The organism is Methylobacterium sp. 142-1Y (assembly GCF_057747795.1).
The window spans coordinates 1,622,276-1,643,383 of sequence record NZ_CM173224.1 but is presented as its reverse complement, the minus strand read 5'-3'; the positions used below and the strand labels follow the sequence as shown (position 1 = coordinate 1,643,383).

Genomic DNA, 21,108 nt, shown 5'->3' with positions numbered 1-21,108 from the left:
GGCTGACCGGGTTCCGGGAAGCAGGGTACGGAGAGACGCAGGCGCGGCTGCGCGTGGTCGACGGCCGCCTCGTGAACCGGGAGACCGGCGAGCGCTTCGCGGTCGGGACGCTGACCCTGCCCTCCCTCGCCGGATTGCGCATCGCGGCCAGGAGCGCCAGACGACCGGGCCGCCTGCGGTTGAGCATCGTCGAGGGCGACGTGCGGGCCATGCACCGTCTCCCTGAGAACCGGGGCGCCCTGGTCCAGGTCGCCTCGCAGTTCGACATGCTGGAGATGGTGGGGCCCCACATCACCCCGGAGGATGGCGTCGCCGGTCGTCTACGCGGGCACGCTGCTGGCCGGACTCCTGAACGCGGCGCGCGGCGCCTCGAACCGCGTGCTGCTCACGCGGCTCGGCGGGGGCGCCTTCGGCAACGCCGACGGCTGGATCGATCCAGCCATGACGCCGGCTTTGCAGCGGGCCCGTCACCACGACCTCGACGTGGCCGTCGTCAGCTATGGCCCCCCGTCGCGGGCGCTGCGCGACCTCGTGCGGCACCATGACGAGCAATCCGGGAAGCCGGACTGATACGCAATCCGGAAGATCACTTCCGGATTTCGTATCACCAGCCCGCGCGGCGCGTGAGCGAAGCCGATTTCCGCATCGCGAAGCGATCAGTCGGAAATCGTATGACCGCGACGGTTTTTGCCGCCGCGCGATCGACGGGGCGGCCCGACCGGTCGCACCGGCAACGGGACGCGCCGCCTCCCTCCTTCGGCGGATCCCCGCTCAGGCTGCGGACGGGGGCCGGTAGCCGGGAGCGGACCCGAGGCGCGCCGCCAGCATCGCCTCGAGCCGGTCGAGCGCCTCCCCCGGCAGCGCCGCACCGACGGCGAGGCGGTAGACCTCCCAGCCGACCGATACGAAGCTGAGGCCGAACCGTTCCGCCGCGGCCCGGGCGCCCAGGGCCGCATCGGCGGCGCCGGAGGCGATCACCGCCGCCACCGCCTGGTGGGTGAATTCCTCCAGTCCGTAGCCGACGATCTCATCGGGACGAATTCCGGCCTCGGCGAGCAGCCGGTCGAACCAGGCCCGGGTGCCGGAGCCCTTCTGGCGGTTGACGAAGCGCGCCTTCGTGGCGCGCAGGTCCGCCGGCGTGCCGAGTCCGAGCGGGTTGCCGGCGGCGACCAGCAGCCCCTGCTCGCGGGCGAAGAGCGGGCGTACGCGGAAGGCCGGATCGGCGACGAGGTCGCAGAAGGGCGGGCCGGCCGCCTCGGGCTCGATCGCCCCGCAATGGAAGCCCGCCGCGTCGGCGCGCCCGTCGATGAGGCGCATCACCGCGTCGCGGCTGCCGGTCACGGCGACCTCGGCCCCGCCCCACTCCGCCAGCACCTCCATCAGCAGGGGATCGTGGCTCACGGCCACGGCGAGGCGATGGGGCGCGGCGAGCGGCCCGGCGAGGCGCGCCCGTATCACCCGCGCCTCCCGGGCGAGCGGCAGGGCGAGGCCGTCCGCCGCGCCCGACAGGGCGTCGTGCAGGGCGGCCCCGGTCTCGGTCAGCGTGGTGCCGTGCCCGCGGGTCTTGCGAACCAGCGGCCGGCCCGCCGCCGCCTCGAGGGTGCGCACGCGCTCCCACGCGGCGCGGTAGGACAGGCCGAGCGCGGCCGCCGCCCCCTGCACCGAGCGTGTCCGGGCGACGGCCCGCAGCAGCGCCAGGGTATCGGCGACGGCAAGCCGCGCCCCGCCGATCCGCAGGTGGCCGCCGAGTTCGAGCTCGACCGAAAAGGGGCCGTCGTCGGGCCTCGTCATCTCGGGCTCATCCCAGCTCTTTGCGAGTTCTCCATCGGTCCTCCCGCCGCGGCCGGCGCACATCGACGGCTCCGGCCGGGCTCGCCACGCGACCCTATAGGCAATTCACGTCCTATTGAAGCCGGTCCATCGGCATCGTACCGCCGATATGCCCGCCGCCTCCGGGACGCGAAGGACCGTGCGATGCATCCCGAACTCCTCCACCCGGACCGTCCCTCGTCCCCCGCCCGGCCGATGCGCCGACCGGGCCCGGTGGCGATTGCGCCGGCACGGGGATCGGGCGGAATCTCCCTTCTGCCCACGCGCTGGATCCACGAGGGGGGCTTGCGCGCCTTCAGGGCCGATGCCGGCTATGTCGGCCGCTCCATCGCGGCGCTCAAGCTCTACCTCACCCTCGTCGTCAGCCAGGAGGAGCGATCGGCGCCCGGGCTCCCGATCGTCCTGTCCTACGAGCGGATCGCCGCCCTGTCGGGCCTGTCCGACCCGCTGATCTGCTCGGGCAAGAAGGCGCTCCTCGACCAGGGGCTCGTCACCACCTCCGGCGAGCGGCAGGGCCGGACGATCGCCTACCGCCTGTGCGGCCCGCACGCTCCGGCCGACCTCGCCGTGCTCCCGCACGGGCCCCGGGACGGCGGGCGCATCGCCGCGCTCCACGCCCTCACCTGCCGCAAGGCGCCGCATCTCGCGGTTCTGAAGATCGGCCTGCTCCTGAGAGCCGGCGCGGACGAGGCGGGCATCGCGGCCCTCGACCTCGACGCCGCGGCGCAGCTCACCGGCCTCAGCCACGTGAAGGTCTCGGCCGCCCTCGCTGCGGCGCAGGCTCTCGGGCTGGTCGAGCCGGGCGCCGAGCGGGCCGGCCCCGCGGAGCGGCGGGTCGTCCGCCTGCTCCCCTTGACCTGAGCCGACACCGCATCGCACGCTGCCGCTCGCGCTCGGGCCGGTCTCGCCGCCGGACCGGTCACGACTCCGGCATCGGCCATGGCGTTCGAGATCGCGATCGGCCATGCCATGGACGATCAGGAGCGCGCCATGCCGCTGACCATCTCCGTGTTCTCCGACGTGATCTGCCCGTGGTGCTACGTCGGCAAGCGACGGCTCGAACGCGCCCTCGACCGGCTCGGGCAGCGGGAGAGCACCACGATCGAGTGGCTGCCGTTCGAGCTCAACCCCGACATGCCGGCCGACGGCATGGCGCGCGCCCTCTACCGCGCCCGCAAGTTCGGGCCCGAGCGCAGCGCGCAGCTCGATGCGCAGATGATCGAACTCGGGCGGCAGGAAGACATCCGCTTCGCGTTCGCAGCGACGATGCGCACGCCGAACACGCGGCGCGCCCACATGCTGATCGCGGCAGCAGGGCAGCACGGACGGGCCGATCCGATCGTGGAGGCCCTGTTCCGCGCCTATTTCGAGGAGGGGCGGGACATCGGCGCCCCCGACGTTCTGCGCGACATCGGCGCGACGGCCGGGCTCGATCCCGGCCTCGTCGACGATGCGCTCCGCAGCGAGCCGCTGAGGCAGCTGGTCGAGGCCGTGGAGCGGCAGGCCGCCGCGATGCAGGTCGCGGGCGTGCCGTTCTTCATCGTCGACCGCACATGGGCGGTGTCGGGAGCGCAGCCGACCGAAGAGTGGCTCGCTGCCCTGAGCGCCGCTTGAGCCGCCGCACCGGCACCGTTCTGCGGCCGTGCCGGGCCGGTCGGGCCGCCGCGGGAGGAGCGCTTGGCGACGCTGCTCTCCGGGCCGCGCATCGCCGTGCACGGATTCCGGCGCATCCCGATGCCGGGCGATCCCGACATCCATCCATGCCGGCACGCGCGAGCCGGTCCGGCCGACAGGCTGCCGGACACGGGCCGGGCCCGGATCGGCCGGTCGACGATCTCGCACCGACGAGCGGCCGTGCCTCGACGCATCGGGAGATCGACGCATGAGGACACCGCGCTTCGCGATCGCCGAGCGTGCCGCGCAAGCGGCTCATCTCGCGGCGGTGGCCGCGGAGGCCGTCGGCTTCGCCGGCGCCGCCTATCGCCTGCAGCCGGAGCGGTGGCAGCTCAACCTCGCGCCGGCGATCCGCGACGCGGCACCGGCCTATTTCAGCCGCCACGGCATCACCTGGCACCGCCATCGGAACCACGGCCTCTCCTCGCAGATCTGCTGTCTGAACTGGCTCATGCCGCTGGCCGAACGGCCCGCCGCTCTGGCGCGCCTCGTCTCGGCCGCGCTCGACATCGCGCCGCCGGAGATGCTGACCGTCGAGGACGGCCCGGACGGTCACCCCTGGTTCGTCGGCTTCGAATGGATCGGGACGGACGACTATCTGAACGAGGGCCCCGGGCGAACGCGCGGGGCGAACGCCACCAGCGCCGACGCCGTCCTGCGCTTTCGCCACGCGGGCCAGGTCGAAACCCTGCTGATCGAATGGAAATACACCGAGGCCTATGGCGGCCCGCTGCCGGAGGCCGGCAACCCCACCCGGATCCGCCGCTACCGCGACCTCGCCTTCGCTCCCGCCGGGCCGGTTCGCGCCGATCTCGGCCTCACCGTTGCCGACTTCTTCCACGAGCCGTTCTATCAGCTGCTGCGCCAGCAGATGCTCGCCGCGCGCATGCAGGCGGCGGGAGAGGGGCAGGCCGCCCGCGTGCGCGTGCTGCACATCGCCCCCCGCGGCAACCACGCCCTCCAGGCGGTCACCGCGCCGGCCTTGCGGGCGCATGGGGGGAGTGCCTTCGCGGCGTTCGGGGCGGTGCTGAGCGACCCCGGCGCCTTCGTCAGCCGCACGACGGACGCCGTGTTCGGCCCGCTCCTGCGCAGCCCCGAGGCCACCCCGCGCGAATGGGCGGCCTATCTGCGCGACCGCTATCGTTTCGCCGAGCCACTTTCTCCTTCGCTCGTCGATGACGTGCTTCAGGTCATGCCGCCGCATTCCGGGTCGGCGCCTCGATGATTCCGACGAGCCGGGTGGTCCGGGTGTCGTCGCAAGACCTGCTCCGGGGCCCGGGGCGCTCCACCCGTGACGGGGGCCACGGAGAGCGGGCCCGGCTCCCTCACGCCCGGAGCGATGAGACGATCGACGACGAGATCGAGGAGTGCGATCCGCGCCCGCGTCACCGTTCCGCCCCGAGACACCCGGCGAACGCCTCGTCGGCCCCCGCCCCTCCGCCTGGAGCCTTTCGCCCGGAGCCTTTTCGCGCGGGCCGGCGGTCCCTTTCCCTGTTGCGCTCCGGCCTGAGCCGGGCTACAGAGGCTTCGCGGTCAGCACCCGTAGCTCAGCTGGATAGAGCGTTGCCCTCCGAAGGCAAAGGTCACACGTTCGAATCGTGTCGGGTGCGCCACTCTTCTCGATGACATCGCTGGTTGGTGGCTCTGGTTCGAACGGGGCCGCGGAATCGCTGCGGAAGCGGTGAGCGCCACGCTCTGCTCCGGTGTGGTTGGATGAGTCTCCCTGCCTCGCGTCCGAGAACGAACGCCTCGGCCCAGCGGCCGGGTAGACCTTCGAGAGGATGATCCGCCCGATGCCGATCAAGGCGCTCAACGACCGCAAGAAGCTCTCGTCCGACTTCAACGAGGCCAACGACGCCTTCATCGACGCGGTCCTCGCCGCGCTTCAGGCCGGCGAGATCCCGCTCGACCTGGCGCGAGCCTACCTCGCTCATCCGGTCGCCATGATGCACGCGAGTGGCGCGCAAGCGGTGGCGGACTATTTCGAGCGCATCCTGTCGCAGAAGCCCACGATCGACTGGACGCCGGGGACCTGAGGGTTGGCCGGCCACGCACGAAGGCGACACGCGCCGGACGAGCGGGCACACCCTCTGCCGCAGGTCGAACGCCGAACAGGGAACCGAGCGTGTACAAGGTAACAGCAACCGACCCGACCGGCCGCGCGCTGACATTCGCCTGCGGCACCGATTTGCAGGCGCTCGACAAGGTCCGGGAGCTGATGGGGCGCGGCTTCCGCGACATCTCGGTGGCAGACCCGAAAGGGAAGAAGTCCACCGGCACGGCGTTCGAGCACTCCGTCGGATTAGAATACGACTAAATAGAAACTGGCTCTACGGGTTTGATTTCGCACGCAAATCCAAGGCGCTCGATCTGCCGCACGAGCGCCTTGGCGCGGATGGTCGGGGCCGCCTTGCGGCCGTGATCAGGCCCGGGATCGACGTAAGCCGTGCCGGCCTTGAGCATGTGATAGATCGCGGTCAACATCGAAGCGGCGACCGCGCAGATCGCCTTCTTGGGGCCGCGCCGGCCGCGCAAGCGCTGGAACTGCGCCCTGATGTAGCTCGCCTTCTTGCGCACTCCGGCCCAGGCGGCCTGCACCAAGGCCGTCTTGAGCCAGGGCGCGCCCTTGCGCAGCCGCGTCGAGCGCCGCTTGCCCGCGCTCTCGTCGTTCCTCGGGCACAGCCCGGCCCAGGAGATCAGATGGCCGGCGGTCGGGAAGCGGCTCATGTCGGGGCCGATCTCGGAGAGGATCACCTGCGCGGTGAGGTCACTGATGCCCGGGATCGTCACCAGCAGCTTCACCGCTTCCCGGAAAGGGCCGAGGTCGCGCTCCACCTGCGCGTCGATCTCCGCGATCGCTCGCCCCAACCCGTCGTACTGGCGTAGATGCACACCGAGCAGGAAACGGTGGTGATCCCCGATCCGGCCCGTGAGCGCGGCCCGGATCGCCTCGGGCGCCGCCTTCACCCGCGGGCTGACCAGCGCCTGCAGCCCGGCTGGATCGCGCTCGCCCTTGACCAGCGCGTCGAGCACGGCGCGACCGGACTGGCCCATGATATCGGTGAGCACCGAGGCGAGCTTGAGGTTGGCCTCCTCGAGGGTCTTCTGGATGCGCTGGACGTGGCTGGCCTGCTCGCGGACCAGTTGCTTGCGGGTGCGCAGCAGGTCGCGCATCGCCTGGGTCTGGGCCTCGGGCACGAAGCTGGCGCGGATCAGGCCGTGGGCGAGCAGGTCGGAGAGCCAGACCGCGTCGGCGACGTCGGTCTTGCGGCCGGGCACGTTCTTGACATGGGCGGCATTGGCCAGGATCAGGGTGCGGCTGTCGGCGTCGAGGACCTGCCAGACCGGGCGCCAGTAGATGCCGGTCGCCTCCATGGCGACATGGGTGCAGGCGTGCTCGTCGAGCCAGGCGGAGAGGTCGAGCAGAGCGGGCGTGGTGGTGGCAAACGTACGCACCTCACGCTGAACCTCGCTGCTCTCGGCCAGACGGATGGCTGCGACGACGGTGTCCTTGTGAACATCGAGGGCGGCGCAGCGGGGGTAGAGGACCTCCATCACGATCTCCTTGCCGTCAGGCCGCCGGCGCAGGCTCCCGTGAGATCAAATCTAAATGACGCGCTCCGGGGCTGGCCCGAGGACCGGCCCGTGACGCAAGCGAGGGGACTGAAGAGGAGCCCGGATCCAACTGATACGCGGGGTCTGGCACACCAAAGACGAACCGATCTCTCCGCCGACGGCAAGTCCACTCTGCCATATGTTTCATCCGCAAGGGACCGCGAAGCCGGTGACGAACTGATACGAAATCCGGAAGATCACTTCCGGATTTCGTATCACCAGCCCGCGCGGCGCGTGAGCGAAGCCGATTTCCGCATCGCGAAGCGATCAGTCGGAAATCGTATGAAACCCGCCCAGTCCACGGCCGACGGATGTCGCTGTTCCCGCTCAACCCCCGCACCGCACCGCCACCACCGCCCCGGCGAAGCGCCCGGCGATCGCGCCGGCGGTGAGCGGCGGGGTAGCGGGACCGGACGCCTTGGGAGCGTCCGGGCCGAGGACGGTCCTGAGTGCCGCGAGATCCACGAGCGGGTGGGTGAGCGGCGGCAGCACCCCGGCGACGAGGCGGGGCTGGGCCGGTAGGCGGGCGACGAGGCCGACGAGACGGCCGGAGCGGTCGAGCACCGGGGCGCCGGCGGCGCCGGGCTGGAGCGGGGCGAGGAGGCCGGAGGCCGCGACCTCGCCGGTGGTCACGGTCGCGCCCTCCGCGCCCGCGGCGAGCACGATCGCAGCCTCGCCCGGGGCGGCAGGAGCGGGGGCAAGGGCGGGCGTGAGAGCGGGGGACGATCCGGCCGGGGCGGCGCCGTCGAGGAGCGCGAGGCCGCTCGCCTCGTCGCGCCGCAGCAGCCGGGCCGGCTCTTCGGCGATCCGGGGACCCGGGCAGGAGCCGGGCAGCACCGCGACGATCCGGCGGGGGCCGACGACGAGGCCGGTGGCGGCCGCTTGTCCGGTCGCCGGTGCGGTCGTCGGACCGGTCGTCGGACCGGTCGCCGGTGCGGTCGGTCCTGCCGCCGTTGCGGCCGGGCGCGGCGGCGCCGGCGGCGTGTCGCCCGGGAAGGGCACGAAGCTGTTGGCGATGGCGATCACCAGCCGGTCCATCTCCCGGGCCGAGGCCTTGTCGTAGGAGAGGGTGAAGCCGCGGATTCCCGCGGGGCCGGCGGCGTGGCGGATGTAGAACTTGCCCGCCGGGGTCTCGCCGGTGACGACCGTGAAATCCGGCCGCTTGAGGGAATAGGTCACCTTGCGCTCGGGCGTGACCAGGGTGCTCTGCGCGAACAGGGCATCGAGGTCGGTCTCGCCGGCGGCGGCGGCCTTGGTGTCGAGGGTGATCCGCCCGTCGGGGCTCTGCCAGCGGGTACCGCCGGGCACGCGGGCGCGCTTCGACAGCCACCGCTCCGGCACCCCGATGACGAGGCCGGTGGCGGGATCCGCCGCCACGGTGAACCGGGCCGCCCGGCGCGCCGCCTCGCCGGCGGCCAGCAGGGCGGCGCGGGCGGGCTCGTCCAGGATGCCGGTCGCGGGGGTGCCGGACTTCGTCTGCCAGGCCCCGATCGCCTCGTAGGTGCGCCGGCCGAAGGCGCCGGTGACGACGCTGTTGTAGCTGCCGGCCCAGACCAGGGCGTCCTGCACCGCCCGGCGCTCCGCCTCGGGCCGGGCCTCGAAGGCGGCGCGGGCGGCCTCGAAGGCGGGATCGGGCGTGGCCGGGCCGGCAGGACGGGGCGCGGGCGCCTTCGCGGCAGGGGCAGCGGGGCCGGGGCTTTGCGCCACGGCCGCCGATGCGAGGCCGCCGCAGGCGAGGAGCGGCAGCAGGCCGGCGGCGATCAGGCGGGCGGGTCGCGGCATCGGTCACTCCGAAGACGGGCGCCGGACCTTGGCAGAGGCGAGGCCGGACTTCCAGGCCCGTTCCGCGTCTTGACGGCCGTGACGTCGGTCGAAAAGCTGCCGTGACGAAGTGGAGCCCGGATCGGCCGGGACCGGCGGGAAATCGATCGCTCCGGGTCGACATCGGATTGCACCGCGAACGGGCGCTGCTTAGGCTCCGCCCGCGCGGGGAATCGCTGCGAGGCCGGACATGTCGCTCATCTCAACGGTCGGTCGCGTCGCCATCGGCTCGGCCGGAATCCTGGCCGGAATCCTGACAGGGCTTCCGGGTGCCGAGGCCCAGCCGTCCCCGAACCCGGCCCCCCGCCGCGCCGCCCTGATGCAGCCGGCGCCCCACCCCAAGACCTTCGTGCGGCAGACCCTCGCCAGCGAGGCGGTGCGGCTCGAGGCGCGGGTGAGGGAGGAAGGCGGCGCGGGCGGAAAATCCGCCGCGCAGTGGCGCCGGGAGGCCGACACCCTCAAGGCCAAGGACGAGACCGACGGGGCGCTCGCCGCCTATCGCCGCGCGGCGACCGCGGAGCCGACGGATTGGCGCAACTGGTACGCCCTGGCGGAAACCGCGGGCGACGCCGAGAACGACGACTACGACACCAACCAGAAGCTGAAGGCCGAGGCCCGGGCCGGCGCCTACCTGGCCTATCAGCGGGCGGTTGCCCCGGCGGATGAGGCCCGGGCATTGGCGCTCCTCGGCGCGGTCCTGGCCAAGCAGGAGAGCTGGCGCCCGGCATTGGAGGCCTACGCGGCGAGCCTGGCGCTGGCGGGCGACCCGGAGACCGCCAAGACCTACGAAGGTTTACGCGACGCGCACGGCTTCCGGGTGCTCGACTACAAGGTCGATTCCGACGCCGCCGCCCCGCGGGCCTGCTTCACCCTCTCGGAGACGATCGACCCCAAGGCGGATGTCGCGCCCTTCGTCGCCGTCTCGGGCGCCTCCGACACCGCCGTGACGGCGCAGGGCCAACAGGTCTGCGTCGACGGGTTGCGCCACGGCGAGCGCTACGGCGTGGTCCTGCGCCAGGGCCTGCCCTCGACCGTGGGCGAGTCCCTCCGCAAGGCCGCCGATTACGAGATCTACGTCCGCGACCGCAGCCCGCAGGTGCGCTTCACCGGGCGCAACTACGTCCTGCCCCGCACCGGCCAGGCCGGGGTGCCGCTGGTCTCGGTGAATGCGCCCAAGCTCGACGTCGAGGTGGTGCGCATCGGCGATCGCGGGCTGCTGCCGGCCCTGCGCTCCGACGAGTTCCTGTCGCAGCTCTCGGGCAGCGGCCTGCGCACCATCGCCCGCGAGCGCGGCGTGCAGGTCTGGAAGGGCACCCTCGACACGGCGCCGGCCGAGACCAACCGCGAGGCCGTGACCGCCTTCCCGGTGCTCCAGGCGGTCGGAAAGGTCGAGCCCGGGCTCTACGTGATGACGGCGCGTCCGAACGGCACCGCCGCGCTGGCCGACGAGGAAGGCGGCTACGAGAGCGAGGCGACGCAGTGGTTCGTGGTCTCCGACCTCGGGCTCACCGCCTTCAAGGGCCGGGACGGGATCCACGTGCTCGCCCGCTCCCTCGCCTCGGCCGCCGTGCTCAAGGGAGCGGAGGTCCGCCTCGTCGCCCGCAGCAACGAGGTGCTGGCGACGAGGAACACCGACGGCCAGGGCCACGCCGCCTTCGATCCGGGTCTCGCCCGCGGCGAGGGCGGGGCGGCCCCGAGCCTCGTCGTGGCCCGCCTCGGCGACGATTACGGCTTCCTCGACCTGTCCTTGAGCGCCTTCGACCTCGCCGATCGCGGCGTGAAGGGCCGGCCGGCGCCGGGTGCTGCGGAGGCCTACCTGTTTCCCGAGCGCGGGGTCTACCGCTCCGGCGAGACGGTGCAGTTGACCGCGCTCCTGCGCGACGCCAGGGGCGCGGCGATCCCGGCCCTGCCCCTGACCCTGGTGGCCAGGCGCCCGGACGGGGTCGAGTATCGCCGGGCGCAGGTGGCGGATGCGGGCTTGGGCGGCCGGGCCTTCTCCCTGCCGCTGCTGCCGGGCGCGCAAGCCGGCACCTGGCGGGTCGCCGCCTATACCGACCCGAAGGCGCCGCCGGTCGGCGAGGCGACGTTCCTGGTCGAGGATTACGTGCCTGAGCGCATCGAGGTGACGCTGACGCCGGCCGAGGCCGCCTTGAGGCCGGGGGAGCCCGCGACGGTCGCGGTTTCGGCGCGCTACCTCTACGGCGCTCCGGGCGCCGGCCTGAGCGTCGGCGGCTCGGTCGTGGTGCAGCCGGCCGCCCGCAGCGGCATCAAGAACTTCGAGGAGTTCTCGACCGGCCTCGACGACGAGCGCGTCGAGCCGGTGACGGCGGAGCTGGACGCCCCCGTCACCACCGACGCGCAAGGCCGCGCCACGGTGCGGGCGCCGGTGCCGGCATCGAGCGGGCCGCGGCCGTTCGAGGCGAAGGTCTCGCTCCAGGTCGGCGAGCCCGGCGGCCGGGCGGTGCAGCGCAGCCTGACCCTGCCGATCCTGCCCGCCGGCCCGGTGATCGGGATCCGAAAGACCTTCGGCGAATTGCGCGAGGGGGCGACCGCGACGTTCGAGGTCGCCGCCGCCCGGCCCGACGGCACGCGGCTCTCGGGTGAGGCGACCTGGACCCTGCTGCGGGTCGACCGGCGCTACCAATGGTACCGGGCCGATGGGCGCTGGTCCTACGAGCCGGTCAAGACCACCGCCAAGGTCGCCAACGGCCGCGTGACCCTCGAACCCGGCGCGCCGGCGAAGGTCGCGATGCCGGTCGATCTCGGCCAGTACCGCCTGGAGGTGCGCGGCCCCGGCCTCGAGGCGGCGAGCCTGTCGTTCAACGTCGGCTGGAGCGGATCCGAGACCGCCGACGCCCCCGACCTCCTCGACCTCACCCTCGATCGCGAAGCCTATGCCTCGGGCACCACCCTGAAGGCGCAACTGCGGCCGCGCTTCGCCGGGACTGCGACGATCGCGGTGGTGAGCGACAAGGTGCATGAAATCCGCACCCTCGACCTGCCGGCCTCCGGCGCCACCGTCGAGATCCCGGTCAAGCCCGATTGGGGCGCGGGCGCCTACCTCGTCGCCACCGCCTACCGGCCCCTCGATCAGGCGGCCAAGCGCCTGCCCGGCCGGGCGATGGGGCTCGCCTGGTTCGGGATCGACCGCGACGCCCGTACCCTCGGCGTCACCGTGGAGGCCCCCGCCAAGATCCGGCCCCGGGGCGATCTGCGCCTGCCGATCCGTCTGGCCGGGCTGAAAGCCGGCGAGGAGGCGCGGGTGACCGTGGCGGCGGTCGATGTCGGCATCCTCAATCTCACCCGCTACGCCAACCCGGATCCGTTCGGGTTCTTCTTCGGCCAGAAAGCGCTCTCGACCGAGATCCGCGACCTCTACGGATACCTGATCGACGGGATGCAGGGCACGCTCGGCGCCATCCGCTCGGGCGGCGATACCGGCGGGGCGGAGCTGGAGGGCTCCCCGCCGGCGCAGGAGCCGCTGGCGCGCTATTCGGGCGTCGTCACGGTCGGACCGGACGGCCGGGCCGAGGTGGCTTTCCCGATTCCCGCCTTCAACGGCACCGCCCGGGTGATGGTGACGGCCTGGAGCGCGGCCCGGGTCGGCGCGGCGTCGGCCGACGTGGTGATCCGCGACGCGGTGGTGGCGAGCGGCACCCTGCCGCGCTTCCTCGCGATCGGCGACCGCTCGCGCCTGCACGTCGCCCTCGACAATGTCGAGGGACAGGCCGGCGACTACGCGGTGGATGTCGATCTCTCCGGGCCGGTGGTGGTGCCGGCCGGCGCGCTGAGCCGTACGTTACGCCTGGAGCCGGGCGGGCGCGGCGCGGTCGAGATCCCGCTCACCGCTGCCGGTCCGGGGTTGGCCCGCATCGACCTGCGGCTGACCGGCCCGGGGCTGACCGAACCCGCCGGCCAGAGTTTTTCGTTACGGATCCAGCCCGGCACCGGGGCGCTCCTGCGCCGCGAGGTGCGCAAGCTGGAGCCCGGCGCGAGCCTAACCCTGTCGAGCGACCTCCTCACCGAGGTGATCCCCGGTACCGGCTCGGTGACGCTCGCCGCCTCGCCGCTCGGTGGCATCGACGTGCCGGCCCTGCTCCAGGCCCTCGACCGCTATCCGTATGGCTGCACCGAGCAGGTGGTGAGCCGGGCCCTGCCGCTCCTCTCGGTCAACCGCCTGGCGGCGCTCGCCCAGCTCGGCCTCGACGGCACCGCCGACGAGCGGGTGAAGGGGGCCATCGACCGGGTGCTGTCGCGCCAGGATTCGAGCGGCGCCTTCGGGCTGTGGTCGGCGGGCCAGGCCGAGGATCTGTGGCTCACGGCCTACGCCACCGACTTCCTGACCCGGGCGCGCGAGCGCGGCTTCGCCGTGCCACCGACCGCGATGGCGCTCGCCCTCGACCGGCTCCGCAACAGCGTGGCGAATGCCAACGAGGTCACCGATGGCGGCCTCGACCTCGCCTACGCGGCCTATGTGCTCGCCCGCAACGGCCGGCCGGTGATGGGCGACCTGCGCTACCTCGCCGATACCAAGCTCGCCGCCTTCGCCACGCCGCTCGCCCGCGGCCAGATCGCCGCGGCGCTCGCCCTGCTCGGCGACCGGACCCGCGCCCGCACCGCCTTCGAGGCCGCCGTGGCCGCACTCCGGGCCGAGCGCGACGGCGGCGCCTACCGGGCCGATTACGGCTCGCGCCTGCGCGACGGCGCCGGGCTGATCGCGCTCGCCGCCGAGACCGGGGTGGCGCGGGACGCGATCGGCCCGCTGGGCCATGTGGTGGGCGAGGAACGGGAATCGGGGCGCCCGACCAGCACCCAGGAACAGGCCTGGATGGTGCTGGCGGCGGCCGAACTCGCCAAGGAGGCGGCCAAGGATGCGCCGTCCCTCGCCGTCGACGGCGCACCGGTCTCCGGCGCCCTTTACCGCACGTTTTCGGGATCGGCCCTGGAGGCGAAGCCGGTGACGGTGGCCAATGGCGGCACCGCCCCGGTGCCACTCGCGCTCGGCATCGCCGGCAACCCTGCTGTGCCGGAACCGGCCGCGGCGAAGGGCTACACGATCGAGCGTAGCTACCACCGCCTCGACGGCAGCCCGGCCGACCTCGCCGCGTTGCGCCAGAACGACCGCCTCGTGGTCGTCCTGAAGGTGACCGAGGCCAAGGCCAGCGCCGGCCGCCTGCTCCTCGTCGACCGCCTGCCGGCCGGCCTCGAGATCGACAACCCGAAGCTCCTCGACACGGACGCGACCGCCGGCCTCGCCTGGGCGAAGTCCGACGTGAAGCCCACCCATACCGAGTTCCGCGACGACCGCTTCGTGGCGGCCTATGACCGCGACCCGAGCCAGTCGGCCTTCTTCAGCGTCGCCTACACGGTGCGGGCGGTGACGCCGGGCCGCTACGTCCACCCGGCGGCGACGATCGAGGACATGTACCGGCCCGAGCGTTACGGACGCACGGCGTTCGGAACGCTGGAGGTGGGGGCGGCGCGGTGACCGGCCGGCGCCGGGGGCGACAGGAGGACCTGCGTCAGAAACTCACCAGGCGCCGGGGCGTCTCCGGCCGCGCGCGCTCGGGCGCCGCCTCCCCGGCCATCATCCCGGCGATCCGCTCCACCGGCTGCGGCTTGCCGAACAGGTAGCCCTGCATCTCCCCGCAGCCTTCGGCGATCAGGAAGCGCATCTGCCCCTCGGTCTCGACGCCCTCGGCCACCACGCGGATGCCGAGGCTGCGGCCCAGGCCCAGGACGGCGCGCACGATCACGGCGGCCGCCGGACGCCGCTCCAGCTGGCTGACGAAGGAGCGGTCGATCTTGATCGCATCGAAAGGGAAGGCCTGCAGGGTCGCCAGCGACGAGTAGCCGGTGCCGAAATCGTCCATGGCGATCCGGATGCCGAACGATTTCAGGCGGCGCAGGATCGTCATGGCGCGGGCCATGTCGTTGATGATGACGGTCTCGGTGACCTCGATCTCGAGCCGGTCCGGCGACAGGCCGGTCTCGCTCAGGATCGCCAGGACGCGCTCGGGCAGGTCGACCTGCTGGAACTGCCGCGGCGACAGGTTGACCGCGACCGTGAGCGGGCGCGCCCAGCCCGCCGCCTCGCGGCAGGCGGCGCGCAACACCCACTCGCCGAGGGCGACGACGAGGCCGGTCTCCTCGGCGAGGGGGATGAAGGCGCCCGGGGGGACCAGCCCGCGCGACGGGTGCCGCCAGCGCACCAGCGCCTCGAACCCGACGATCCGTTCCTCCGGGGAATCGTCCTCCGGAAGCGCTCCTCCGCCCGGCCGCACCTGCGGCTGGTAATGCAGCACCAGTTCGTCCTGCGCGATGGCGCGGCGCAGGTCGGCCTCGAGCTGGCGCCGCTCCGCCAGCGCCAGATCCATTGCGGGGTCGAAGGCGCGGGCCGCGTTCCGCCCCTCGGCCTTCGCCTTGTAGAGGGCGAGGTCGGCGCGCCGGAGGATCGCCTCCTCGTCGGTCCCGTCCGTCGGCGCGGCGGCGATGCCGATGCTGGCGCCGATCTCGATCGCGTGGTCGCCGATCCGGATCGGCCGGCCGATCTCCCGGATCAGGGCTTGCGCCCGCGCCATCGCGTCGCCCGACCCGTCGACCGAGGCGAGGAGGATGGCGAACTCGTCGCCGCCGAGCCGCGCCGCCGTGTCCTGCGCCGCCAGGCCGGCCTGCAGGCGCCGCGCGACCTCGCGCAGTAGCGCGTCGCCCGCGAGATGCCCGAGGGCGTCGTTGACCTCCTTGAAGCGGTCGAGATCGACGCACAGGATCGCGCAAGGCCCCTCGCCGCGCCCGATTCCCGAGAGCCGCTGCCGCAGCCGCTCGCGAAACAGGGTGCGGTTGGGCAGGTCGGTGAGGGCGTCGTGGGCCGCCAGGTGGGCGATACGGCTCTCGGCCTCCTTGCGCACGCCGATATCGACGTCGGTGCCAACGATCCGGGTCGCCTGTCCACCGGCATCGCGCCCGACCACCTTCGCGCGGGTGAGAACCCACCTCCAGCCGCCGTCCTTGCGCCGCATCCGGTGCTCGCACTCGAAGACCGGCGTTTCTCCCGCTATGTGCGCCCTGAGGTGGGTGAGGGTCCCGGGCCGGTCGTCGGGATGGATCAGCGCCTGCCAGGTGCTGGAATGCGGCGGCATCTCGCCCGGCTCGTAGCCGAGCATGTGCCACCAGCGATCGGCGGTCCAGACCGCGCCGGTGGCGAGGTCGCAATCCCACAGGCCGTCGCTGCCCGCATCGAGCGCCAGCGCCAGACGCTCCTCGCTCTCCTGCAACGCCTCGCGGGCGCGGACCATGTCGTCGATGTCGAGCGCCGTGCCGATCCACTCGACGACGGCGCCCTCCTGCATGACCGGGGCGATGACGATCTTGTGCCAGCGATACGCGCCGGAGGGATCCTGCCAGCGGAGCTCCTCCTCGAAGGTCCGCTTCTCCGCCCGGGCCCGCTCCCAAGCGGCGGCGATTCCATCGCGGTCGTCCGGGTGCTGGGCTTCGATGCGATTCGCGTAGTCGGCGGTCCTCTCGCCGAAGAACGTCTGAAATTTCTGGTTGCAGTAGAGGGTCCGGCCGTCGCCGCGGCAGACCCAGATCATCTGCGGCAGCGCGTCGGTGAGCGCCCGCATGCGCTCTTCGTTCGCAAGCAGGGCCGCCCTCTGCTCGCTCAGCACGCGGTTCATCCGGCGCAGGCGGTCGGCGACCAGCGCCAGGGCCGAGCAGGCGAGCACCACGAGGGTGACCCCGGCGATGCCGGCGGCGATCGCGGCCCGCGGCAGGCTGGCGGCGTCGCTCGCGGCGCGCGGATCGGGCACGATCTCGGCGGCGGCCATGGCGAGGAAATGCACCGTGGCGAGTCCCCCCGACAGCAGGGTCGCCGCGGGGACCAGGCCGTCCCGGTGCCGGAGCATCAGCAGGGAGGCGCAGGTCAGGGCGGACCCGAGCACCAGGGCCGCCGCGGCCAGGCCCGGATGCCAGACGAAGGTCCCGGGGATGTGCACGCCTTGCATGCCCGCGGCGTGCATCGCGACGATGCCGAGGGTCAGGAGGAGTCCCGCGGCGATGCAGCCGAGAGTACCGTCGGCGCTCCGCAGCAGGGTCAGCGCCGCGAGCGCACCGGCCACCGCGACGAGGAGCGAGGCGAGGGTCACCGCCGGATCGTAGCCGACCCCGATGCCCGGATCGTAGCCGAGCATGGCGATGAAATGCGTGCTCCAGATGCCGGCGCCGGCCGAGAAGGCGGCACCGAGCAGCCAGCCGAGCGAGCGCCCCCCCCGATCGACGCGCGCCTGCGCGAGCAGCTGCAGCGCCGTGTGGCTGGAAAGCCAGGCGACCACGACCGCCAAGGGAATGGCCCAGGCCGTGTGCTCGGCAGTCAGGCAGACGAACGCACGATACATGGCATCCCGTCACGGCAATCACGCTGATATCCAGAGTGCGACGAAGTTGTTTATCAATTATTACTGGTGTCGAATCCTCTCACACAGGAGTAAAATTATCGACAAATAACGGGTTATATTCTAGATAACATCAGATATTCGACACAGAATAGCGCTCTCCTCATCCGGTTCCGAAGATCGCTCCGACTTCTGCGCGCGCCGACAACGCGGTCGTTTCACCGAATGGCCTATGCAGATCGATCTATGGACCTGGTCTGGACGTTCGGAAAAGAGCCTGCGGCGCCGGAGGCCGGCCCCGGTCAGGACCGCGGCGTGCCCTCGCCGAGGACGACGACCCTGCCGGAGCCGTCGTCGCCCGTCTCCCGCCCAGCATCGGGCTTCGGGGATCGCGCGCCCCTGCCGAATGTCTGCGCCCAGGTCAGCACGACGATCTCGGCCCCCGCACCGCCCTCGTCACCGCTCGTCCGTGACGCGCGCCGGCGCCCGGCACCGATCCACCGTCCTCCGATCCGGCCTCCCCCGCTCCCTCGCCCCACCGCCCGACTCCCCTCCGACGACAACCGGACGACATGTCGGGTGCGGACGGTGCCGGGGCGATCGGCCTCCGTCCCAATTCCTTGCGCGAGCGTCCCATTCCGCCGTGCCATGCGAGATCCGACTGATGGCTCGGCGATTGCCGCGCAATCGCTTCCTCCGTGCGGATTTCAGGCCCGCTCAAGCGTGTGAAGCCTGCGGCGTCACCGCGCGGGCTCGCGAGACCGGTACCCGGAAGGAATCTTGCGAAACACAGGATCAGGCGTCGAGCATCAGGACCCAGTCGTAGAACTCGTCCCAGTCGCCGGCGGGCGGCTCCGACGGCCCGGGCCGGTCGGCCGGCGCGCCCTCGGCCCGCGCCCCGGCCCTCACCTCGGCGGGGCTCACGCCGAATTCGAGGCGAAAGGCGGTGGTGAAGCTCGCCGGGCTGCCGTAGCCGTAGCGGTAGGCGATCTCGGAGATCCGGGCGGCCCGCCCTCCCGCCTCGCCGAGATCCCGGTAGGCGCGGGCGAGCCGGCGGCGGCGGATATACTCGACCACGCCGCCGATCGGCGCGAACAGGCGGTAGAGCCCGCTGCGGGAGACGCCGAAGCGGTGGCAGATCTGATCGACGCCCAGTTCGGCGGACCCGATCTCGGCGTCGATATGGCTGCGGATGGCGAGGAAGACCGGCGCGCGCTCCGAGGACTGCCCGGGTCGGCCGGCCCCGATGACCGCGCCCGCGGCGGACAACAGCACGGCCGTGGCCTGCGCGGCGGCGCGCGCCTCCGCGGGGCTCAAGTGCGGGATGGTCTCCCCGAGCGAGCGCAGGTGGTCGCCTACGAGCCGCCCGAACGGCTCGGCGCCGCGCAGGACCGTCCCGTGCGCCTCGTCGAGCCGGGCCCCGCCCTCCGGGAACAGGCCGCGCGGGATGATGACGGTGATGGCGCGGTAATCGGTCGAGTCCAGGGAGAGGGGCTGCGCGAGGTCGAGGAGCGCGATGTCCCCGGGGTTCATCGGCGTCTCGCGCCCGGCGGCGCGGAGCAGGGCCCGCCCCTCGGTCCGGATCTGCGCCGCGACGTGATCGACGCCCATGCGGGCGACGAGGCCGCGCGACCGCTCGTTGCGCAGGCCGGAGGCCGCGGTCAGGCCGATGATCGCGTTGCCGAGGTGATAGACGTCCGACCGGCCGCGGAAATCCGGGGTGTCCTCCCGGCGGATCTCGACGTCCCAGAACGGCGCCACGGCCTCGCGCCAGGCCGGGATCGTCCGCGGCCCGAAGGTCGACCCGGCCAGGCACAGGTTGGGGCCACGCACGGTCATGTCAGGCTCGAATCCGGTGCGGCCCGCCGCCCCTCACCGCCAGGCTCGCATGCCGTTCGCGCCGACGCAAATCCATCGATCGCGCCGCTCGAGCGCTTCACGATCGCGCGGCAATCGCGAAGCGCTCTGTGTCTTCGATTTACCGAATTTTCTTCGACGAACCGGTCTCCACTTCGTCGGGAAAACGCTCTACCGCCGCCTTACGCTGGCGGCCGCCCCGTCCGCCTTCTCGCCCATCCAGACCACGTGCCGCCCGCCGCTCCCGGCCGAGCGGACCTTGTGCTCCTCGACCAGGAAGCCGCCGCGCTGCAGGCGGGACTTGAACTTGCGGTCGGGCCTCTCCGACCACACGCCGAGCAGCCCGCCCGGCCGCAAGGCCCGGTGTGCGGCGCCTAAGCCGGCGACGTCGTAGAGCCGGTCGTTCGTGCGCTGCACCAGCCCCTCGGGGCCGTTATCGACGTCGAGCAGGATGGCATCGAAGCCGCCCGGGCTCGCCGCGATGAGGTCGTGGACGTCGGTCTCGTGCAGCGCCACCCGGGGGTCGTCGAGGCTGCCGGCGAAGATGTGGGCGAGCGGCCCCCGGGCCCAGGCGGCGACGGCCGGGATCAGCTCGGCGACCACGACCTGCGCCTCGGGGCCCAGCTCGGACAGGGCCGCCCGGAGGGTGAAGCCCATGCCGAGCCCGCCGATCAGCACCCGGGGCGCCTTGTTCTCCCGCAGGCGCCCGCAGGCGAGGCTGGCGAGCGCGCGCTCCGAGCCGCTGCGGCGGCTGTTCATCAGCTCGATGGAATCGACCACGATCGCGAACTCGTCGCCCCGGCGCATCAGGCGCAAGGACGCGGTCTCGCCGGGGATGGCGCTGGTATCGAGGTGAACCCAGGGGATCAAGGATCGGACTCCATCGGGACCGCGCCGCTGCCGGGGAAGCGGCATCGTTGTTCGCGATCGGAACGGGATTGTCGGGACGCAACGCGTGCGGGGCGGCTTCGGCCGGGCATCGGCCGCATCGCCCTGCCGACGGGATACCGGAACGGCCCCGGCTATCGCACGGGCCGGGCCGCCGCGTCGAGGGCGTCAGGAACAGGGGGATTCGGCCGGCAGGAGGTTTGTCCTCCGCGGGGGTTCCGTGCCATAGTTCCGCGGATGAGCGACAACGAATTCTATCCCTTCACCATCGAGGTGGCCCCGCTGAGCAGCCCGAAAGGAAAATTCGGCTGGGCGATCCGCAAGCACGGCAAGCTGCTGGAGCGGTCGGACCGGCCGCACGACAGCGAGGAGCGGGCCTATGCCAGCGCTACCGCCGCCGTGGAACGCGCCTTCAGGCCGGCCGACCCGCGCCGTCGCTAGGGCCAACAGCTCGGTCGGGCGCGAGGCGACGGCCCGCCCGGCGGTGCCCTGGCGCCGATCGGCCTTGCGCAGATCAAGAAGAATGCAGCTTGCAGGCGACGATGAAACCGTTCATCGTCGAACGAACGATCATCGGCTGACTGTCCGGAATCCGGAAGCTCGGGCTTTCGGAACCGGCTTCTCCCTTCCGATGTGATCGCGAAATCTGTCCAGCGGCACCGATCGCGGGCAGAGATGCCTCCGGCGGGTCCGCCTTCCGCACGAGAGGATCGGCCATGGCCAAGATGTTCATCACCGGCTCGGCCCGCAGCCCGTCGAACGAAGAGTTCAAGGCGCGCATCGCGCGGCTGGCGGAGATGCCGGCCCACCATGCCGCACCCTCGGCGGCGCGCAGGAACAAGCCCGCCAAGCCCGCCTACCAGCCGCAGCCGGAGGAGCCGGACGAGCAGGCACCGTCGGCCGAGCCGTCCTCGGAGGAGCCCGCCGAGGAGACGGACTGAGCACGCCGAACGGCTTTCCGCCCCTCGCCGGCCCCCTGATATGTTAGACCTTGCGGGCGGGATCTGACCAACCGGTTGCGATGCGCGCCGGC

16 protein-coding genes and 1 tRNA gene are annotated in these 21,108 nt (G+C 72.5%); 10 read left to right on the top strand and 7 right to left on the bottom strand.

Annotated elements, in window-relative coordinates; translation table 11 throughout:
- The first annotated feature begins 303 nt into the window (after positions 1–303).
- Positions 304–570, top strand: a complete 267-nt coding sequence (locus AC3AOF_RS07620; RefSeq protein WP_488348122.1) for a hypothetical protein — start codon at positions 304–306, stop codon at positions 568–570.
- Between the two features lie 201 nt (positions 571–771).
- Here AC3AOF_RS07620 and AC3AOF_RS07615 read toward each other — a convergent pair whose 3' ends face one another.
- Positions 772–1,791 carry a substrate-binding domain-containing protein gene (locus AC3AOF_RS07615; RefSeq protein ID WP_488348121.1) on the bottom strand — a complete coding sequence of 340 codons (1,020 nt, stop codon included), beginning with the start codon at positions 1,789–1,791 and terminating at the stop codon, positions 772–774.
- Between the two features lie 324 nt (positions 1,792–2,115).
- On the opposite strand from AC3AOF_RS07615, the gene AC3AOF_RS07610 reads away from it, so the two are divergent.
- The 6 genes from AC3AOF_RS07610 (at position 2,116) to AC3AOF_RS07585 (ending at position 5,821) form a co-directional block, all read left to right on the top strand.
- Complete coding sequence (locus AC3AOF_RS07610; RefSeq protein WP_236991344.1) at positions 2,116–2,691, top strand: hypothetical protein; 576 nt, start codon at positions 2,116–2,118, stop codon at positions 2,689–2,691.
- A gap of 78 nt (positions 2,692–2,769) precedes the next feature.
- A complete protein-coding gene (locus AC3AOF_RS07605; RefSeq protein ID WP_488348120.1) occupies positions 2,770–3,444 on the top strand; it encodes a DsbA family oxidoreductase in 675 nt (224 codons plus the stop codon).
- Positions 3,445–3,712: 268 nt separating this feature from the next.
- On the top strand, positions 3,713–4,729 hold the full coding sequence (locus AC3AOF_RS07600) for a PGN_0703 family putative restriction endonuclease (RefSeq protein ID WP_488348119.1): 1,017 nt from the start codon (positions 3,713–3,715) through the stop codon (positions 4,727–4,729).
- A 311-nt stretch (positions 4,730–5,040) separates the two neighbouring features.
- Positions 5,041–5,117 (top strand) — tRNA-Arg (locus AC3AOF_RS07595).
- Between the two features lie 180 nt (positions 5,118–5,297).
- Complete coding sequence (locus AC3AOF_RS07590) at positions 5,298–5,540, top strand: hypothetical protein (protein WP_488348118.1); 243 nt, start codon at positions 5,298–5,300, stop codon at positions 5,538–5,540.
- An 89-nt stretch (positions 5,541–5,629) separates the two neighbouring features.
- The gene (locus AC3AOF_RS07585) at positions 5,630–5,821 is read left to right on the top strand and encodes a hypothetical protein (RefSeq protein WP_236991349.1); all 192 of its coding nucleotides are present in this window, start codon (positions 5,630–5,632) and stop codon (positions 5,819–5,821) included.
- Here AC3AOF_RS07585 and AC3AOF_RS07580 read toward each other — a convergent pair.
- Both AC3AOF_RS07580 and AC3AOF_RS07575 read right to left on the bottom strand, forming a co-directional pair.
- On the bottom strand, positions 5,818–7,059 hold the full coding sequence (locus AC3AOF_RS07580) for an IS110 family RNA-guided transposase (RefSeq protein WP_236987753.1): 1,242 nt from the start codon (positions 7,057–7,059) through the stop codon (positions 5,818–5,820). The genes AC3AOF_RS07585 and AC3AOF_RS07580 overlap by 4 nt on opposite strands.
- A gap of 387 nt (positions 7,060–7,446) precedes the next feature.
- Positions 7,447–8,901 (bottom strand): peptidoglycan-binding protein, encoded by a 1,455-nt coding sequence (locus tag AC3AOF_RS07575; RefSeq protein WP_236991351.1) that lies wholly within the window; start codon positions 8,899–8,901, stop codon positions 7,447–7,449.
- A 229-nt stretch (positions 8,902–9,130) separates the two neighbouring features.
- On the opposite strand from AC3AOF_RS07575, the gene AC3AOF_RS07570 reads away from it, so the two are divergent.
- The gene (locus AC3AOF_RS07570; RefSeq protein WP_488348117.1) at positions 9,131–14,428 is read left to right on the top strand and encodes an alpha-2-macroglobulin family protein; all 5,298 of its coding nucleotides are present in this window, start codon (positions 9,131–9,133) and stop codon (positions 14,426–14,428) included.
- 34 nt (positions 14,429–14,462) lie between these two features.
- Here AC3AOF_RS07570 and AC3AOF_RS07565 read toward each other — a convergent pair whose 3' ends face one another.
- The 3 genes from AC3AOF_RS07565 to AC3AOF_RS07555 all read right to left on the bottom strand — a co-directional run bounded on the left by AC3AOF_RS07565 (position 14,463) and on the right by AC3AOF_RS07555 (position 20,102).
- Positions 14,463–17,333: a bifunctional diguanylate cyclase/phosphodiesterase gene (locus AC3AOF_RS07565; RefSeq protein ID WP_488348116.1), complete on the bottom strand. Its 2,871-nt coding sequence runs from the start codon at positions 17,331–17,333 to the stop codon at positions 14,463–14,465.
- Positions 17,334–18,125: 792 nt separating this feature from the next.
- Positions 18,126–19,169 carry an AraC-like ligand-binding domain-containing protein gene (locus tag AC3AOF_RS07560; protein ID WP_488348115.1) on the bottom strand — a complete coding sequence of 348 codons (1,044 nt, stop codon included), beginning with the start codon at positions 19,167–19,169 and terminating at the stop codon, positions 18,126–18,128.
- 189 nt (positions 19,170–19,358) lie between these two features.
- Positions 19,359–20,102 carry a spermidine synthase gene (locus AC3AOF_RS07555; RefSeq protein WP_442919304.1) on the bottom strand — a complete coding sequence of 248 codons (744 nt, stop codon included), beginning with the start codon at positions 20,100–20,102 and terminating at the stop codon, positions 19,359–19,361.
- A 210-nt stretch (positions 20,103–20,312) separates the two neighbouring features.
- Between AC3AOF_RS07555 and AC3AOF_RS07550 the strand changes: the two genes are divergently transcribed.
- Entirely contained in the window at positions 20,313–20,516 is a 204-nt protein-coding gene (locus tag AC3AOF_RS07550; RefSeq protein WP_099955438.1) for a hypothetical protein, read from the top strand.
- A gap of 73 nt (positions 20,517–20,589) precedes the next feature.
- Here AC3AOF_RS07550 and AC3AOF_RS07545 read toward each other — a convergent pair whose 3' ends face one another.
- On the bottom strand, positions 20,590–20,808 hold the full coding sequence (locus AC3AOF_RS07545; RefSeq protein ID WP_236991356.1) for a hypothetical protein: 219 nt from the start codon (positions 20,806–20,808) through the stop codon (positions 20,590–20,592).
- On the opposite strand from AC3AOF_RS07545, the gene AC3AOF_RS07540 reads away from it, so the two are divergent.
- Positions 20,792–21,016, top strand: a complete 225-nt coding sequence (locus AC3AOF_RS07540) for a hypothetical protein (protein ID WP_236991357.1) — start codon at positions 20,792–20,794, stop codon at positions 21,014–21,016. The genes AC3AOF_RS07545 and AC3AOF_RS07540 overlap by 17 nt on opposite strands.
- The last annotated feature ends 92 nt before the right edge of the window (positions 21,017–21,108 follow it).